We start from the raw sequence: 17,429 nt of genomic DNA, 5'->3' as shown, positions 1-17,429 counted from the left end.
TTTGGTGACTTTTTTCGCTCTGGAAAAAAGTTACCCGGCGCAAGAGCCTGCGAAGCAGGCCGGTCGGAACGCCTTTGACTTGTCGAGGCCACCACACCGACCAGAGGCACCAGCCCGACTAACGCCCGCGAAGTGTCGAGACCCCCACATCGACCGGTATCGCCAACCTCACCCAAGCCCCCAGGGCAAGACGCGCCGGAACGAAAGAACGAATGAACGAAGGAGCGAACGAACGAAAAAGGCCCGGCGGAACCGGGCCTCTTTCGTTATCGGATCAACCGGTCGACGTCTATTCGCCCGTACCGGTATACACCGTGGTGTAGTCACCGCCGCCCATCTGCGGGGGCAGTTTGCCTTCGACCTTGAGTACCTTTCTCGGCGTCTCGGTCGAGACCCACATGGTCATGTTGCCGCCTTCGCCGTCGAGGGCCTCGAGCGTCAACTTCCAGGCTTCGTGCTCGCCGGCGGGCACTTCGACGGACTCGCGGCCGGTCACTTCGAGCTGGAAGTAGCGGACGCGCTGTTGCATGCCGACTTCGGCGATGCGGATCGGCGTGCCGTAGCCAAGTTCGAGCGGAAGGCCCAGGATCACGGCTTCGAGTGCGGCGTCGCCGCCGTAGACGGGGGCGTCGAGCTCGATGTTGATCGGGATTTCCTGCTGCGCCTTGATCGTGCCGGTGACCGCGCGCGAACCGTACTCGACTTCGATGGTCGCCGGGCCCTGGGCCAGCTTGCGGCTGATCGGGCGCAGCGAGCCGCCGTCGAGGACGATCTGGTCGCTGGCCGCGCCCATGGCCGAGGAGGTGTCGGTGGTGATCACCATGGTCGGGCCGTCTTCGCCTTCTTCCATGGCAATGCGGCGCTGGGCCTGCATTGCCATCTCGTTGCCTTGCAGGTTCAGGGTGGTGGTGTAGGCGAAGCTGCCGGTGGCCACCTGCGTCGGATCGGTGTTGGGCAGGGGCAGGGTCCTGGCGGCGTCGAGTTCGTCGGCCACGTTCTCGACTTCGACGCTGTCGATGTCGACCGTGATCTCGTCGAGACGCTGGGCGACGGCGTCTTCCATGCCTTCCTGGTAGCGTCCGCCCAGGTGCGCGGCCAGGAACTCCTCGGTGCGCGCGAACATCGCCAGGCGATTTTCGCGACCGCGGAAGCCGTGGCCTTCGTCGGGAGCGACGATGTACTCGACCGGCAGGCCGGCCTCGCGCATGGCGACCACGATCTGGTCGGATTCAGCCTGCTTGACGCGCGGATCATTGGCGCCCTGGATGACCAGCAGCGGCGCGGCGATCCTGTCGACGTGGTTGAGCGGCGACTGGCGTTCGAGCTGTTCGCGACCTTCTTCGGTGCTGGGATCGCCCATGCGCTGCAGGAAGATCCTGCGGATCGGGCCCCAGTAGGGCGGAATCGAGTTGAGCAGGGTGATCAGGTTCGACGGCCCGACGATGTCGACGCCGCAGGCGTAGAGGTCCGGCGTGAAGGTCATGCCGGCGAGCGTGGCGTAGCCGCCGTAGGAGCCGCCCATGATGCACACGCGTTCGGGATCGACCAGGCCCTGATCGACCAGGTGCTGCACGCCGTCGGTGATGTCGTCCTGCATGGCATCACCCCATTCGTTGTTGCCGGCGTTGAGGAAGGCCTTGCCGTAGCCGGTGGAGCCGCGGAAGTTGGGCTGCAGGACCGCGTAGCCGCGGTTGGCCAGGAACTGGGCCAGCCCGTCGTAACCCCAGCCGTCGCGGGCCCAGGGGCCGCCGTGAATCAGCGCCACGAGAGCCAGCTTTTCACCCTCGACGCCCTTGGGCGTGGTCAGGTAGGCCGGAATTTCCAGTCCGTCGCGCGCTTCGTAGCGGATCGGCTCCATTTCGGCCATGTGCTCGACCGGCAGTTCGGGGCGCGAGCGGTAGAGCTCGCTGACTTCCATGTTTTCCCAGTCGAACAGGTAGGTGGTGCCGGGATCGACGTCGCGCGACAGGCCGACCAGCACCAGCGAGTCGTCGCTGGTCTGCGGCCGGAAGCTGAGTTCGCCCCTGGGAAGCTCTTCGCGCAGGAAGGCCAGCGCCTTCTCTGCCTTTTCGGTCTTGGGGTAGATGCGTTGTTCGTCGCCCACGTAGACCGTGGCCAGCAGTTCGTCGGTTGCGTTGGAATACAGGGCGCCGCCGAAGTCGACCTGGCCTTCGGGGTCGCGCTCGACGAATTCCATCTCGCCGGTCTCCACATCCATCAGGTAGAGCCCGACCAGGTCGTTGTCCTCGCCCTTGTTGGACTGGAACCAGACGCGCTCGTTGTCGGCGTGGAAGCGGTTGGGGCCGCAGGTCTCGCGCCACGAGCACTTGTAGAGCGCTTCACCCACTTCGCCGTCGGTCACTCGGAGCGTCTCGGTGCCGCCGTCGTCGGTCTGGCGAACGGCCAGGCGGACCTCGCCTTCCAGGCCCACGACCCAGCCGGCGATGTTCTGCGTGTTCTCGATCAGCAGTTCGCGCTCGCCCGACTCGATATCGACGCGATAGACGTCGTGCAGGGCCGGGTCGCGGTCGTTGAGGCCGACGATGATCTCGCCGGGCGTCGACTTGGGCACGCTGTAGATCTGGGCGCGCACGCCGTCGATGTCGGTCAGGTTGCGCGCCGAGGGCACGGCGGCGTCCCCGGCGGGCTCGGCGTCGGCTTCGACGGCCCAGACGTGGTAGTTCTCGTCGCCGCCCTTGTCCTGGACATAGAGGACGTACTCGCCGTCGCGGCTCCAGAAATAGCCGGGCACGGGGCGATCGTCGTCGGTCAGGGGCCGGGCTTCGTCGAAGCCTTCGTCGATGCCCTTGATCCAGATGTTGCGCACGCCCTCGAAGGGCCGCATGAAGGTGACGAACTCGCCGTCGGGCGAGATCTGCGCGCCCGAGATCTCGGGGTCGTCGAAGAACAGCTGCCGATCGAGCAGGGGAGGCAGCTGGTCCGTGTAAGGCAGCGAAGCCGGCTTGTCGGCGGCCAGGGCCGCGACGCTGCAGAGCGCAGCGGCTGCACCAGCCAGCAGAAGGGGAATTCTCGGTTTCATAACGTGTGTGCTCCTGGGTTTGGATTGCGTCGCCATTGAAGCGGCAAACCGGATCGGCCGGAACGTCATTCGTATGCCATGGCGCATTAACGGCGTGCGACAGAAACGTGACTTCACGGCTTTCGGCCGATCGCATGCGGCAGAGTAAACCACCCGCGATGGACATCCAATAGCCCATTGGTCACGCCGAAACGTGACAAGGCGCACAGCGATGCCGGTGGTCCCGGTTACACTCGGAGACGATTACCGCCGAGGAGGTAGCGTCATGACTCGAGTCCTGATTCCCATCGCGGAAGGCAGCGAAGAGCTGGAGGCGGTCACCATGATCGACCTGTTCCGGCGCGCCGGGTTCGAAGTGACGGTTGCCGGGCTGGCGGCCGGCCCCGTCCGCGCCAGCCGCGACACGGTGATCGTGCCCGACGCCCGCCTCGACGAGGTCGCCGATCGGCGGTTCGACCTCGTTGCCCTGCCGGGTGGACTGCCCGGCGCCAAGCGCCTGGCCGAAAGCGAGGTCCTGGCCGCCGTGCTGCGCCGCCAGCACGACGAGAACCGCTGGCTGGCGGCCATCTGCGCCGCACCCCAGGTGCTGGCGCGGCACGGCCTGCTGGCCGGGTGCAGGGCAACTTCCTTCCCCGGCGCGCTCGAGGGCTTCGAGGATGTCGAGCGCGTCGACGAAGCGATCGTGGTCGACGGCCGCATCGTCACCTCGCAGGGGCCGGGCACGGCCATGGATTTCGCGCTGGAACTGATCGGGCTTTGCGCCGATCGGGAAACCCGCGACCGCGTCGAGCAGGGCCTGCAGCGACCGGCGGCGCACCGCCGGGGCTAGTCCCGGGGCGCGAAGTCCTGCATGTAGGGATTGGCCTCGCTGGGCGCGATGCGGAGGAAGCCGTAGCCGGTGGCCTCGTGGCAGCCGTTGCACGAGGAGATCACACCGCGCAGCCTCGATTTGACCGCTTCGGGATCGCCGCCGTCGATGGCCGCTTCGAGCGACTCGAAGGTCGGCGTGAGCAGCGAGCCGGTCAGCCGGCCGACGGGGATGTCGTGGTAGTACTCGATCGATTCGGCCACCTCGATGGTTTCCTCCAGCTCGTGGGCATAGAAGTCGGCCAGATCGAGATTGCCGGCGTCCACCGAAAGGCTGAGCTTGTGCAGGAACAACTGCAGCTGGCTCATGGTGCCGATCATGTCGGGTTCGTCCTGGGCCAGGGCGCCGCCGGCGCCTAACCCCATGCCGACACTCAACAGCAGGGCGGGCAGTGCTTTCATGGTTTCGGGCTCCGGTCTCAGCAAAGAATGACAATCATTCACATGATTGCCCATTATAGGCCCTGACCATCGGCACTGACGATCCGAATGCGACTGCGCTACTCTCTTGGCCTGCGGAACCACCCCGAGGGAAATCCCATGCGCCACCTGATCCTGCTGCTCGCCTGCCTGCTCACGCTGCCCGCCGTCGCCCGCCAGGACGACGCCCCGCCCGACGACGTCGACGAGGCCATCGCGGCCGAGCCGGCTCAAGCGGGTGCTTCCGAAACCGGGGCCGATGAAGGCGCCGAACCGCCGCGCGAGTTCGAGTGGCTGCGCCAGAGCGGCTACGACACCCTGGTCTGCCCGTTCCGCGGCCGCATCGACTACGAACCCGGCGAGATCGAGTGCGGGCTCATCCAGGTGCCGGAAAACCGCGAGGTCGAAGGCAGCCGCACGATCGAACTGCACTTCGTGCGCATCGCCGCCCGCGGCGAGGACGAAGACGGCAAGGAGGTCGAGATTCGCGACGACCCGGTGATCTACCTGACCGGCGGGCCGGGCGTGGCCGTGGAAGGCTACGTCGAACGCCTCAAGGACCACAGCGTGGTCAACGGCCGCGACCTCTACATCCTCGAGCAGCGCGGCATCGGCTATTCGGGCGATTTCTGTCCCTTCTTCGCCGACCGCAACCGCGGCGATTTCCAGGCCGACAATTACGTCGACAGCCAGCGCGCCATGTTCGAGCAGGCTCGCGCGTGCATCGAGGGCGCGAAGGCGCGCGGCGTCGACGTGACCGGCTACCACACTTTCGAGAACGCCCGCGACGTCAAGGCGCTGCGCATGGCGCTCGGTCTGAGCGACTGGAACGTCTGGGGGATTTCCTACGGTTCAGTCCTCGGGCAGGCCTACATGAAGGTCGACCCCGAGGGCATCCGGGCGGCGGTCATCGACGCCATCGTGCCCCTGGACCTGCGCGATTTGATGCGCATTCCGCACTGGCACGAGCAGAACCTCGATCGCCTGTTCGCCGCCTGCCAGGAGCAGCCGGACTGCGCCGAGGCCTTCGACGGACTCGAGCGCCGCTACCGCGCGGCGATCGCCAACATGACCGAGAACCCGGTCCGCGTCGAGGTGCCCGAGGGCGAGCGATACCCCGACGGTGAAACCTGGTTCTTCGCCGACATCATCGCCGGATTGCCCTTCAGCCTGCTCTACGAGCAGTCCAAGCACCCGGCCGTTCCGGCCATCATCGAAGGGCTGACGCGCGTCGTCGAGGACGAGGACGAGACCTTCTTCCGGGCGCTGGCCCTGGCCGACTTCGACGGCGGCCCCGGCGTGAGCATGGGCATGTCCGTGGCCGTGCGCTGCCTGGACGGCTACGTCGACCGCTGGGCCGAATCGGCGCCGGACGACTTCCGCGACTATCCCACCCTGGCGCGCGCCTTCGGGGCGCTCGAAGTGATCGAGGACGCCCCCGCCCTGTGCCGCGAGGTCGGCCTGGCGCCGCGCGATCCCGCCCAGTTCGAACTGGTCGGAACCGACCTGCCCGTGGTGGTGGCCAACGGCGCCTGGGATCCGATCACGCCTGTGCCTCTGGCCGAGGCCATCATGCCCGGCTTCAGCAACGGCCGGCTGGTGGTGTTCCCGCATGCGGGCCACGGCCCCACGCGCTCGCTCGACTGCGCCGGCGAATTCCTCAACGGCTTCTACGACGACCCCAGCGCCGAGCTGGACATGGAATGCGTGGAGGAAGGCGAGGAGGCGGCCGAGTACATCGCCCCGCATTACGCCACGCGCGCGGCCATCGAGGGCGTCGTGCTCAGCGAGGATCACGAGAAGCGATTCAAGGCGCACATGGCCTGGGGCGGGGTCTCCGCCGCGCTGTCGGCGCTCGGCCTGGTGGTCATCCTGCTGGCCTGGCTGGCACGACGTCTCAACGGCCGGCGCCTCGAGGCGGCCGGCAGCACGCGCCTGATCGTCTGGCTCGCGACGGTCTCGGCGGCGGTCTACGCTGGCGGACTCGGCGCGGCTGTGCAGGCAACCGTGGAAGTCGCCGAGCCCATGATGCTCTTCGGCCTGGTTTCCTGGGCGGGCGCGATTGCGTGGTTCGGTCCGCTCGCCGGCCTGCTCGGCCTGGCCGGGCTGGTCCAGGCCTGGCGCTACCGCGGCAACATCGCACCGGCCAGCCGGATCGGGCTGATCCTGGTGGCGCTGGGGACGATCAGCCTGTCGATCTTCGGGCTGGTCTGGGATCTTTGGCCGATCTAGGAGCTGGCCTGAAACAGGAAGGAAGGGGTTCGGGGTTCCGGGTTCGGGGTTCGGGCGGCAGCCGCTTGCCGTTGCGGGGCGGCTGCGCCGCGTCAATGCGGCGGTCGGCGTCCCGGCCCCCACCGATGCGCCTTCGGCAACCCGGAACACCGAACCCGTGTTTCGCTGGGACCGTAGCCGTTAGACTGGGCCGGCTGCACGAACGAAAGAGGGAACGATGATCGAATCGCCGATGGCCGTGCTGACCGTGCTGGTCGGGGTAGCCGCCCTGTTCTTCTACCTCGAGCAGAGGACGGGCTGGAAGGGCTTCAACTACTTCCCGCCGCTGCTGTTCATCTACGCCACGCCGGTGGTGCTCAACAATGTCGGCTTCATCCCCTCCGACTCGCCGGTCTACGGCGGCCTGGGCGGCTACGCCCTGCCGGTGTTCATCGCGCTGATGCTGTTCAACGTCAACGTGCCCTCGGCGGTCCGCATCATGGGCAAGGGCGTGTTGGTCATGCTGCTGGGCACGGTGGGCATCGTGGTCGGCGGCGTGGTGTCCTACGCCATCGTCCACGGCGGTCTCGACCCGGAAGCCTGGAAGGGCTACGGCGCCCTGGCCGGCAGCTGGATCGGCGGGACCGGCAACATGGCCGGCGTGGCCGGCGCGCTGGAGACGCCGCCGGAGATGCTCGGCCTGGCGGTGCTCGCCGACAACCTGGTCTACGTGATCTGGCTGCCCATCCTGCTCGGCTCCAAGGCCTTCGCGGACCGTTTCAACCGCTGGGCCAAGGTGCCCGCCGAGCGCATCGAGCGGATGGAAACCGCCGCCGCCCAGGAGGCCCGCAAGGAAGAAGTCCCGCGCATGCAGGACTATCTCTATCTCCTCTTCTGGGCGCTGCTGGTTTCCGCGGCGGCGAAGTTCGTCGCGCCCCTGCTGCCCGAAGTCGGCGAGGTGCTCACCACCTCGACCTGGACGGTGCTGCTGGTGACCACCTTCGCCCTGGCGCTGTCGGCCACGCCGGTGCGCGGCATTCCCGGTTCGCACGCCCTGGCGATGGCCATCATCTACGTTTTCGTGGCGGGCATGGGCGCGCGCGCGTCCCTGGCCGGCTTCGACCAGGCCCCGCTGTTCGTCCTGGGCGCCTACATCTGGATCTTCATCCACGGCGCCTTCTGCCTGTTCGGTGCCTGGCTGTTCCGTGTGGACGTGCATTCGGCCGCCATCGCCTCGGCCGCCAACGTCGGAGGCGCCGCCTCGGCGCCCGTGGTCGCCGCCTATCACCGCGAGGCCCTGGTGCCGGTCGCCATCCTCATGGCCCTGATCGGCTATGCGCTTGGCAACTACCTCGCGATCCTGACCGCCCAATTGTGTCAATGGGTCGGCAGTTGACGGTCCGCTATTTTCGCTTGTGCAGGGCGCGTAGCCAGAACGAGACGATCGGGGTCAGCACGACGGCGGCGGTGAAGCAATAGAGGCCGATCCTGGGCTCGATGGTCGCCATGTCGGCCAGGCGGATCAGGCCGATGCACAGGGCCAGGGCGAAGACGTCGACCATGGCCCAGCGCTGGAATTCGATCAGCGCGGCGATCGCCCGCTGGCTGCCGTTGCCGAAGAGCTGCACGAGCGAGAGTACGACCAGCGCCAGCTGGACCAGCATCGGCAGCACGATCACGAACAGGAAAAAACCCGCCGCCAGCAGCACTTCGCCGTCGGCCACCAGCTTGAGTGCGCCGGACAGTACCGAGTAGCTTTCCTGCCAGAGCAGCCACTTCTCCACTTTCATCATCGGCAACGCCAGGCCGGCGGCCAGCAGCAAAAGGCTGGCGAGGGCCAGCAGCGGCAGCAGGAAGGAACGCTTGCGCGGGGAGGACAGGTAGCGGTGTTCCGGTCCGGCGATGCCGGCGATCAGCATCACCACGATCATCGAAAGCAGGATCGCGGCGGCGAACACGTAGGCGCCGTCGAGCACGGTGGCGTCGGCGATCAGGCCCAGCTTCACCGCCCCGGCGAACAGGATCACGACCAACACGTCGAGCATCGACCACTTGCCCAGTGGCTCGATGATGCGAAGACTCCGGCGCCGGTTCTCACGCACCGTCGGCGCAAACCACAACCAGCCCAGCGCGGCCAGCTTCACGCCCGGAAAGACGCAGGAGAACAGCAGGATGATCGAGCCGATGAAAAGCTTGCCGTCACCGAAGTAGCCGGCAATGCCACCCATGATCGAATACGACGAGTCCGAAGCGAGGGTCGATTCGATGCGCACGATGGGCATGAACAGGCCCACCACCAGCGTGACCGCCGAGGCGGCAATCAGCAGGGGCACGTCGAAGCGGCGGGGATGCTCTCGAAAGAGCGGGCTTCGCTCGGATCCGGACACTTGCGGGCGGCCTCGAAGCGGGAAAGACGGCCCAGCTTAGCCGTCCCGCCCGCTCCCGCCAAGCGCTATCGGGCCGACGGCTCGGCCACCGGCGCCGGGTCCTCGGCCTCCATGCGCAGGTAGGCGTCGAGTTCGCCGCGAATCTCGGGCACGATGTCCTCGGCGTGGGTGATGCGCATGTAGAAGATCGAGAAGTAGATGACCTTCACCGAGTTGGTCAGGCGGTCGAGCACCACACCGCCGAGCTTTCCCAGCCAGATGGCGACCAGCAGCGGCAGCCAGGAGAAGTGCATCTCCTCGGGCAGGAAGCCGGCCTCCACGTTGTTCAGGAGCTCCCGGGCGTCGCCGGCGTAGAAGGCGGGCACGGCGTCGCCCACCCACAGCCCCACGGCCAGTGCGCCGACGAAGAGCACGAAGTAGACCGGCGCCATGATGCTGCCGACCGCGCGCGCGGCAATATCGATGCCGAACACGCCGGCCAGGGTTTCGGGCACGTTGTCCTTGAGCGTGCCCATGCGCGAGACGCCGTCGCGGATGCCGTAGCCGTCGACCGCCGCCGACGGCAGCAGGTAGTTGTTGACCAGGTCCCAGACCTCCTCCAGGCCCTTCATGATCAGGCGCACCAGGAAGCCCACCTTGCCGGAGCTCCTGGACATCGACATCAACCAGGCGACGAGCATGTCGATCAGGGCGATCTTGCGCGCCGTCCAGGCCAGTTGCCCGACCCTTGCGCCGGCCTCCGCGGCCGAATGCTTCTCGCCCTTGAGCGCTTCGCTGACCAGCCAGGCCTGCCGCAGCTCTTGGCGCGTGTCGAAGAAGTAGCGGTAGATGAAGAGCAGGATCGAGGCGAGCAACAGCAACAGGCCGGTGCCGGTGGCGCCGACGACGAAGGCGGTGATGGCGCCGAAGAACAGGCAGGTGAGCACCAGCCCGTAGATCGTCATGCGGATCCAGGGCCGCACGATGCCCGGGTCGCGGCCGACGATGGTGAAGGTGTGTTTGAGCAGGTAGGCGAGCTGCTTGAGGCGCTCGCCGAAGCCGGGCTTGCGAAGAGTCTGTTGCATGGCGATCAAAGGGGCTGGTTGAAACCTGCCCCATCCTACGCAATCAGGCGCCCGATCCTGACACACGATCGTCGCCGGCTCGGCCGGATTCCCTCAGCCCCATCCGGCCGAGGATCACGGCCGCGGCCAGCAGGGCCAGGCTGACGCCCCAGGCGGCCGGATTGGCCGGGCCGGTGACGAGGTCCGGCGAGTGCCAGCCGAGCGTGAGCAGCAGCACGGCGGTCGTCGCCCACAGCAGTCTTCTTTTGCCGATCAGGCCGGGAATCGTCATGGCAAGCGCGATCAGGCCCAGCTGGAGCGTCCAGAACAGGGCGATCAGCCAGGGCAGTTCGCGGGTGACGGCCAGGTCGGCTAAGGCCACGGCGGACAGCGCCAGCGGCGCACCCCAGACCGTGGCGGTCCAGGCCCGCTCGAAGGCGGGAACCGGCCGGCCCGACTGCCGCCGCTTGACCAGCCAGATATTGAGGCCGGTGGCGACCACGCTGCAGGCCGCCAGGCCCAGCAGCCCGTAGAGAATCTTGACCGGCAGGCCCCCGAAGGAACCGAAGTGCAGCGGGTAGAGCGAGGCGACCACCTGCTGGCCGATCTCACCGTCCGACAGGCCCGTCCATTCGCCAAGCCTGCCCGCCGCATCGAATCCGACGTAGTCGCCGAAGATCAGTCGGCGCGGGTGGTAGGCCAGGATCTCGGCGCTCTGTCCTTCGGTGGCGGGATCGTGAAAGCTGATCACCCAGGCGCGAACGTCGGGGTGGGCCCGCTCGAAATTGACCAGGGCCGCTTCGATATCGGCCAGCGGGGCGGGCGTGTCGGCACCCTCGACCTCGCTGCCGAAGATCGGGTCGAAGAACGTCGCGGTTTCGCCGTCGTTGACCACCGGTGCGAAGACCGCGGCGACCAGCAGTGACAAGCCGAGCGCGGCACCCGTCAGGGCGATGACCAGATGGAAGGGGAAGGCCCAGACGCTGAGCCGGTTGTGCAGGTCGGCCTGGACGAGCCGTCGGCTCGACTTCAGGCGCAGGCGGAAGGCGTCGCGGAAGAGCCGCGGGTGGGCCAGCAGGCCCGACAGGCACAGCCCGGCCATGAGCACGCCCAGTATGCCGACCAGGGTCAGGCCGGGCAAAGTCGGCAGGGTCAGGTAATAGTGGATCTTCTCGAGGAAGTGCGCCCACTCGTGGTCGGCCTCGACGACGATGCTGCCCTGGGAATCGGCGAACCAGGTGCGCTCGCTGGTGGCCACCCAAAGGCGCGGATTGGTCGGCGTGGGCAGGCCCACGTAGAAGTGGTGCGGTGCTTCTTCCAGTTCGGACAGGACGGATTGCGCGGCCCGGGCCGCGGCGGCCGGCGCCACGGAGTCCATCTCGGGCACCTGCGGCTGCTCCCAGCGCGCGAACTCCTCGTGGAAGACCATCGCGGTGCCGGTCAGGCACAGGATGTAGAGCAGGGCACTGGCGGCCAGGCCCAGCGTGAGGTGGCCGGAAAGCATGCTCGAGACCAGGCCGGAAGGCAGGCGGGACCACTTGAGGTTCACGAAAGCCCTCCTGCCAGTGCGAGCGTTGCGGCGGCTCCGACCAGACCGGGCGCGGTCACCAGCAGCGTGCGCTTGCCCAGTCCCGCTTCCATGGTCGCCAGGGTGGCGAGCACCGCCCAGGCGACGGGCACCGCCAGCATGGCCACGGCCAGCACATTGGCGTCATTCATCCCGGCGCGCGCCAGGCAGACCCACAAGGCCAGGCCGACGGCAAGGGCGGCGGCCAGGGCCAGCAGGCCGGACAGGCAGAAGATCCAGGCCCGGCGCAGCAGGAGCGCAAGGCCCCGGGACGGTGCCCGGGGCAGCTCGCTGCGCGTCTGGCGTTCGCGCCGTCGTCGCGCCGGCGCCCGCCAGGCGCGCCAGCCCTCGACGAGGGCCAGCGCGAGGCCGGCCAGCATGACCACGCCGATGCCCAGGGCGACGCCGCGGTCGCCGCCGCCCGTCGCCACCCAGGGGACCAGGGCCGCGGCCAGCAACAACCAGCCGGCCCATCGCAGGACGAGCTGCTGGCGGACTTGCTGCTGACGGCCCCGGCGCCAGGCCAGCCGCAGGGCGAGGGTCCCGGCGAGGGTGATCAGGATGGCGAAAGCGAGCGTCATCGGCGTTCAGTCCGGAATCAGAAGCGGTAGGCGACGGTGCCCACCACCGTGCGGCGCTCGCCGAAGAAGCAGTCGCCGCGGGCCAGGCAGGAGGCCAGGTACTGCTTGTCGGTGAGGTTGCGCGCGTTCACGCGGAACCGCCAATCGCCCGTCTCGTAGCCGAGCATCAGGTCGTACAGGGTATAGCCGGGCGTGCGGATGTCGTCGTAGCCGTCCCAGGTTTCGCTGACGTAGCGGGCTCCGAAGCCGGCGGTGAAGCCGGACAGGGCGCCGTCGGGCTGCCAGCCCAGCCAGGTCGAAGCCTGGTCGCGCGGCACGCCCTGGAAACGGAAGCCGGCGGCGTTTTCCGTGCTGATCCGGCTGGCGTTGGCCTCGACCGTGAATTCGCCCAGGCGCAGCACCGATTCGATCTCGACGCCGCGGATCTCGGCCGCCCCTTCCTGCTGCGAGAACTGCCCCGGCTGGCTGTTGGGGTTGGGCAGGTTGGTCTGCTCGATGTCGAAGGCCGAAACCGTCACCTGGCCCGGGATGCCGCGCGGCTGGTACTTGATGCCGATCTCGTACTGGCGTCCTTCCTGCGGGTCGAAGGGCTCGCCGGTGATGCTGTCGACGCCGACGACCGGCTCGAAGGACTCGGCGTAGCTGGCGTAGGGGGCCAGGCCGTTGTCGAATCGATACAGCGCGCCGAAGCTGTAGCTGAAAGCATCGTCGTCCTGCGATTGCGTGCCGGTATCGGTGCTCACGTCGTCGTAGCGCAGGCCGGCGGTGATGCGCCAATTGCCGATGCTGACCTGGTCGTTGATGTACAGGCCGCGATCTTTCGTATTGGCTTCGGGACCGTCGGAGACGAACTGCTGCAGCAGCGCCTCGGGCGGGATGTCGCCGTAGACCGGATCGAACAGGTTGATCCAGTATTCATCGCCGAAGTTGCCGTCGGGCCGGCCGGTGGCCAGGTCCAGGCCCAGGGCGTAGGCCGATCCGGAGTCGTTGTCGGTGGTGACGTCCTGGTACTGGGCGCCGATCATCAGCTCGTGCTGCAGCTCCCCGGTGAAGAAGTCGGCACGCAGGCGGGTATCCAACGCCATCTGTTCGGAACTGGCGTCGCTGACATACCAGGTGCGCGGCACGGTGCCGTTCTGGTAGAGGCTGCCGTCGGGGTTGTAGACGTAGCGGCCGGGAATGAAGGACGGCCAGGCCTGACGGTAGTCCGCGCTGCCCTCGGTCCAGCGGCCCGTGACTTCCATCGACCAGGTGGCGTTGAACACGTGATCGGCCAGCAGGGTGATCGAATCGGTGTCGGTGTCGTAGCGGTCGAAGCCCGGTTCACCGGCAAAGAAGCTTTCGTCGATGAACTCGCCGTTGGGCGCGGGCGTGAGCGTACCCTGCACCGGTACGAACTGGGCGCCGGCCTGGCCGCGCGAGCGCTGCACGCTGCCGAGCAGGGTGATGTTGGTCATCGGCGACGGCGACCAGGTCAGCGAGGGCGCGATCAGGGTGGTGTCGTTGGCGACGTAGTCAACCATGGTGTCGGCGTCACGGCCCACCGCGGTGACGCGGTAGATCAGCGAACCGGACTCGTTGAGCGCACCGCCGAAGTCGGTGGCCACCTGCATGTAGTCGTTGCTGCCGTACTGGAAGACCACCTCGGGCTGCAGGTCGATGCGCGGGCGCTTGGTGACCACGTTGACCAGGCCGCCGGGCGAACCCTGGCCATAGAGCACCGATGCCGGCCCCTTGAGGATCTCGACCTGCTCGATCGAGTAGGGATGCGGCCGGGCGTTGTTGTAGTTGCCGAACAGGGCCTGCAGGCTGTCGCGATACTCGGGCACGTCGAGGCCGCGCACGCGAACCCAGTCGCCGCGGGTGGCAAAGCCGTAGACCTCGCCGAACACACCGGCCGAGTACTGGTAGATGTCGGCCAGCTCGAGCGCGCCCTTGTTCTCGATGTCGCGCTCGGTTTCGATCGAGACCGAGCGGGCGGTTTCCATGATCGGCGTGTCGGACTTCAGCGCCGAATAGCGCGTCAGCCGGCCGACCACGGTCAGGCGGTCGAGTTCGGCGTCTTCCTCGTTGGTTTCAGAGCCGGGGGTTTCGGAGCGACGATCCTGGTCCTGCTCGGCGGCGTCCTGGGCCATCAGCGGCTGGGCGCTCAGGAAACCGGCGGAGAGGAGGGCCAGCAGGGCGGTGCGAAGCGGGTTGATTCGGGGCTTTTGCATTGTCGGTTGCGCGATCTGTGGTGAATGGGAAGCGCGCAAATGTTAATGCGAATAATTCTTATAAGCAATAGGAGGCCAGGCCTCGCCCGGATTGCGGAGCAGAATCACACAGGGGGAGCCGGCCGCGTTCACCAGAAGTGCGCGGCCGAACAGTGGCGATGGCTAGAGCCGCTTCTTCAGGCGCAGCAGGCGCTCGAGCGTGTCTCCGGCGTCGTCGGCGGGGATGATGGCGATGGACTGCGCGAGGTAGCGGCGGGCGTCCTCGCGCTCGCCCATCTCGAAGAGCAGCTCGGCCAGGCCCGCGAGCAGCTCCGGGTCCTCGCCTTCGGTCAGGCGCACGGCGCGCTCGAAGGCCCGGCGTGCCAGGGCCAGTTCGCCCAGCTCGCGCTGAAAGCGGCCCAGTTCCCACAGGAAGTAGGGATCGTCGGGAGACAGGTCCTCCAGCCGCCGGCCGTATCGGATCATGTCCTCGCGTTCGCCGGTTTCGCGCTTGAGGCTGACCAGGTTGACCAGGGCGTTGAGCGAGCGTTCGTCCAGTTCGAGCGCCTTGAGGAAGTCGTTCTCGGCCGCTTCCGGTTCACCCTGCCGGCGCGCCAGCACGCCGCGCGTGATCCAGGCCGCGGCGAATTCCCGATCCAGCTCGAGCGCCTGCGTCACCCAGGGCCCTGCCGCCTCGGTATTTCCGGCCACCAGCAACTCGGCGGCGCGGTTGTTGTAGAAGTGCGCCAGCGCCCGCTCGTCGCTGATGCGCCGGCCGCGAAAGGGATGCGCCAGGCGCTGGGCTTCCATCAGGTCCGGCTCGAAATCGACGATGGCGTTGCGCTGCGGCGTGTCCACGCCGATGTTGACGTGCCCGATGCTCAGGATGGCCGAGCCTTCGCGCCGCCACTGGTCGCGCACCCGCACCTCGCGCGGATAGGCCGTCAAGCCGGCCCGGCGGGCCAGCGCGATGAAGGTCAGTGTGAACGACAGGCAGTTGCCCTCGCCGGCGGCGTAGGTCTCCGCCACCGAACGCGTCGGCAGCGCGCTGTAACTGAAATTCAGCCCGTGATGGCTGTGCAGGAAATCGACCAGCTTGTCGAGGCGCTCGGCCCGGTCGGGCGTGGCCGAGATCACCGCCTCGTGGGTTCGCTCGGCCAGCTGCGGCGGGATGGCCATGACCTCGCCCGGTTCGGGCGGCAAGGCCTCGCCCGAGGCGACCGTCGCGGCCAGGAGTGATCCGATCAGCCAGTTCATTCGTCGTCGATTCCGCGTTGACTCATCAGGTAGACAGCAAAACTGGCCAGCCAGTGCCCGCCGGCATAGTGTTTGTCGCTGACACCCGCCAGGCCCGCCTCGGCGTGGCGCGCGGCGGCCGACTGCAGGATCTCGCGGCGCGGATCGTCGTCGGGCAGGCCCGCGGCGATGCCGTCGAGCATCCAGGCCCGCGAGAGATTGAGCCCGTCGATGTGCGAGAGCTTGCCGTCGGACCGGTCGGTGACCACCGCGACCGGCAGCCAGTCGTCGCTGCCGATCTGCGGCAGGAAGCCCTCCAGCCAGGCGGCGAACTCGTCGGCGGGCATCACCCGACGCATGAAATCCGCCTCGGCCAGGCAGGGCGAGAGAAAGTCGTGTCCCGAGGGCTCGTAGGCCAGCGGGCAATCGCGGTCGTCGCGGTAGAAATCGAGCGCGGCATCCTCGACGACAGAGGCCAGCGCTTCGTTCTCGACCTGGCGGGCATAGTCGAGCACGAGCCCGAAGGCGAAGGCGGTCTGGTCGTGCTCGCCGATGCGGATCGGGTAGTGCAGCTTGGGAATCCACTCGGTCAGCCGTCGCACCGCGATCTCTTCGACGGGGCGCAGCCACTCGCGCCATCGCTTCGCCTGCTCGTCGTTCCACTGATCGAGCTCGGTCGCCAGCTGCAGCAGCCAGGCCAGGCCGTAGGGCCGCTCGAAGCCGTCGCGCTCTTCCGGCGCCATGTAGGCCGCCTCGGCCAGCAGCTTGGCTTCGGTCAGGTTGGCCGCCAGCTTCTCCCGGGCCGTTTGGGCAAAGTCCGCCTCGGGAAACAGCCGCGTCAGGCGCACCAGGAGCCAGTGGCCGTGAACCGAGGAATGCCAGTCGAAGCAGCCGTAGAAGGCCGGCGTCAGCTCACGCGGCGGCCCGACGTCGTCGTCGCCGGTCATGACGTGGTGGATGAGGTTGGGATACTCCTGGTCCACGCAGTCGAGCGCCAGCGCAGCGAAGCGCCCTGCCGTGTCGGCGTCCAGGCGCTCCTGCGCCGCGCCGTGCCCAGGGGCCGCGGCCATCAGGGTGACGAGCAGGAGGGTCGAGAGGCGGGCGAGTGCGTGCATTGGAGGTCCTCGGGGTGGTGCATGGGAGCAGCTTAGCGCATGCGGCGGCTTCGCCGCCGCGTTCGTTCGCTCCTTGGTTTGTTGGTTTGTTGGTTTGTTGGCTTTTTTGGTTCGGCGCGTTGGGCCTTGGCGGCGTGGGTCGGGGCCGTGACACCGGTCGGTGTGGGGTCTCGACAAGTCAAAGGCGTTTCGCCCGGGCCCGCTTCGCGGGGTCTTGCGGCGACTCACTTTTGCCAGTCGCGGCAAAAGTAAGCAAAAGCGCTCTTTAAAGTCAAAGTCCAACGCTCGATTGGCCAGGAACTCGCTAATTGCGGGGGCTGGCCCCTTCGGTGGGCGGGCTTCGCGACAGCCCGGCTGGTCGCGTAGTGCCCCGGATAATTCCCGAAAGTGGCCATGGGAGGAATTGCAGGCTGGCGCTCGGGATCGGTTACACCGCGCGCTTCGCGCCCGCCAGCTGCGAGCGTTTGGAGACGTAGGGTGGGATGCGTGATGCGAAGCGCAACGCATCGGACGATCCGTTACGGCCCAAGGGGCCTCCACGAATCCCAAGACACCCCGAGCGACCCGAAGCCACTCCTCGGAGCCGCGCCGTCCTCGTGCCGGCTTCGCCCCAACCCCGCTAAAGCCACCGGATCCTCCGACGGATGCTTCGCGAAGCCACCGCCCCGAAGGGGCCAGCCCCCACAGTCCTCCAAGAACCGAACCAACCGAGCGTGGGACTTTGACTTTGAAGAGCGATTTTTGGTGACTTTTTTCGCTCTGGAAAA

At 67.6% G+C, this 17,429-nt stretch carries 12 protein-coding genes and 1 pseudogene; 3 read left to right on the top strand and 10 right to left on the bottom strand.

The features are described 5' to 3' along the window. Window positions 1-289 precede the first annotated feature (289 nt). Both DZC52_RS15975 and DZC52_RS10125 read right to left on the bottom strand, forming a co-directional pair. Complete coding sequence (locus tag DZC52_RS15975) at window positions 290-850, bottom strand: DUF3108 domain-containing protein (RefSeq protein ID WP_484444060.1); 561 nt, start codon at window positions 848-850, stop codon at window positions 290-292. A gap of 153 nt (window positions 851-1,003) precedes the next feature. Then, window positions 1,004-3,016 (bottom strand): annotated as a pseudogene (locus DZC52_RS10125) (S9 family peptidase); the annotation flags it as partial. A 289-nt stretch (window positions 3,017-3,305) separates the two neighbouring features. On the opposite strand from DZC52_RS10125, the gene DZC52_RS10120 reads away from it, so the two are divergent. Next, on the top strand, window positions 3,306-3,869 hold the full coding sequence (locus tag DZC52_RS10120; protein WP_116651033.1) for a DJ-1 family glyoxalase III: 564 nt from the start codon (window positions 3,306-3,308) through the stop codon (window positions 3,867-3,869). Here DZC52_RS10120 and DZC52_RS10115 read toward each other — a convergent pair. Then, the gene (locus DZC52_RS10115; RefSeq protein WP_116651032.1) at window positions 3,866-4,309 is read right to left on the bottom strand and encodes a hypothetical protein; all 444 of its coding nucleotides are present in this window, start codon (window positions 4,307-4,309) and stop codon (window positions 3,866-3,868) included. The genes DZC52_RS10120 and DZC52_RS10115 overlap by 4 nt on opposite strands. A 138-nt stretch (window positions 4,310-4,447) precedes the next feature. On the opposite strand from DZC52_RS10115, the gene DZC52_RS10110 reads away from it, so the two are divergent. Together DZC52_RS10110 and DZC52_RS10105 are read left to right on the top strand one after the other, a co-directional pair. Then, window positions 4,448-6,559, top strand: coding sequence for an alpha/beta hydrolase (locus tag DZC52_RS10110; protein ID WP_181918892.1), 2,112 nt, complete (start codon window positions 4,448-4,450; stop codon window positions 6,557-6,559). Window positions 6,560-6,776: 217 nt separating this feature from the next. Then, window positions 6,777-7,934 (top strand): DUF819 family protein, encoded by a 1,158-nt coding sequence (locus tag DZC52_RS10105; protein WP_116651030.1) that lies wholly within the window; start codon window positions 6,777-6,779, stop codon window positions 7,932-7,934. A gap of 7 nt (window positions 7,935-7,941) precedes the next feature. On the opposite strand, the gene DZC52_RS10100 is transcribed toward DZC52_RS10105, so the two are convergent. From DZC52_RS10100 to DZC52_RS10070, 7 genes are all read right to left on the bottom strand, one after another. Continuing rightward, window positions 7,942-8,925, bottom strand: coding sequence for a paraquat-inducible protein A (locus DZC52_RS10100; RefSeq protein ID WP_116651029.1), 984 nt, complete (start codon window positions 8,923-8,925; stop codon window positions 7,942-7,944). A 65-nt stretch (window positions 8,926-8,990) separates the two neighbouring features. Then, window positions 8,991-9,989, bottom strand: coding sequence for a hypothetical protein (locus tag DZC52_RS10095; RefSeq protein ID WP_147307653.1), 999 nt, complete (start codon window positions 9,987-9,989; stop codon window positions 8,991-8,993). 43 nt (window positions 9,990-10,032) lie between these two features. After that, window positions 10,033-11,517 (bottom strand): PepSY-associated TM helix domain-containing protein, encoded by a 1,485-nt coding sequence (locus DZC52_RS10090; protein ID WP_116651027.1) that lies wholly within the window; start codon window positions 11,515-11,517, stop codon window positions 10,033-10,035. Then, window positions 11,514-12,116 (bottom strand): DUF3325 family protein, encoded by a 603-nt coding sequence (locus DZC52_RS10085; RefSeq protein ID WP_116651026.1) that lies wholly within the window; start codon window positions 12,114-12,116, stop codon window positions 11,514-11,516. The genes DZC52_RS10090 and DZC52_RS10085 overlap by 4 nt, the downstream gene beginning before the upstream one ends. Before the next feature lie 17 nt (window positions 12,117-12,133). After that, a complete protein-coding gene (locus tag DZC52_RS10080) occupies window positions 12,134-14,332 on the bottom strand; it encodes a TonB-dependent siderophore receptor (protein WP_116651025.1) in 2,199 nt (732 codons plus the stop codon). Between the two features lie 162 nt (window positions 14,333-14,494). Further along, window positions 14,495-15,568 carry a tetratricopeptide repeat protein gene (locus tag DZC52_RS10075; RefSeq protein ID WP_116651024.1) on the bottom strand — a complete coding sequence of 358 codons (1,074 nt, stop codon included), beginning with the start codon at window positions 15,566-15,568 and terminating at the stop codon, window positions 14,495-14,497. Next, entirely contained in the window at window positions 15,565-16,662 is a 1,098-nt protein-coding gene (locus tag DZC52_RS10070) for a DUF2891 domain-containing protein (RefSeq protein WP_116651023.1), read from the bottom strand. The genes DZC52_RS10075 and DZC52_RS10070 overlap by 4 nt, the downstream gene beginning before the upstream one ends. Window positions 16,663-17,429 lie beyond the last annotated feature (767 nt).

It is taken from the genome of Wenzhouxiangella sediminis (assembly GCF_003410055.1).
In the GTDB taxonomy this organism is placed as follows: Bacteria; Pseudomonadota; Gammaproteobacteria; order Xanthomonadales; family Wenzhouxiangellaceae; genus Wenzhouxiangella; species Wenzhouxiangella sediminis.
This window is presented reverse-complemented; position numbering and strand designations above follow the sequence as displayed.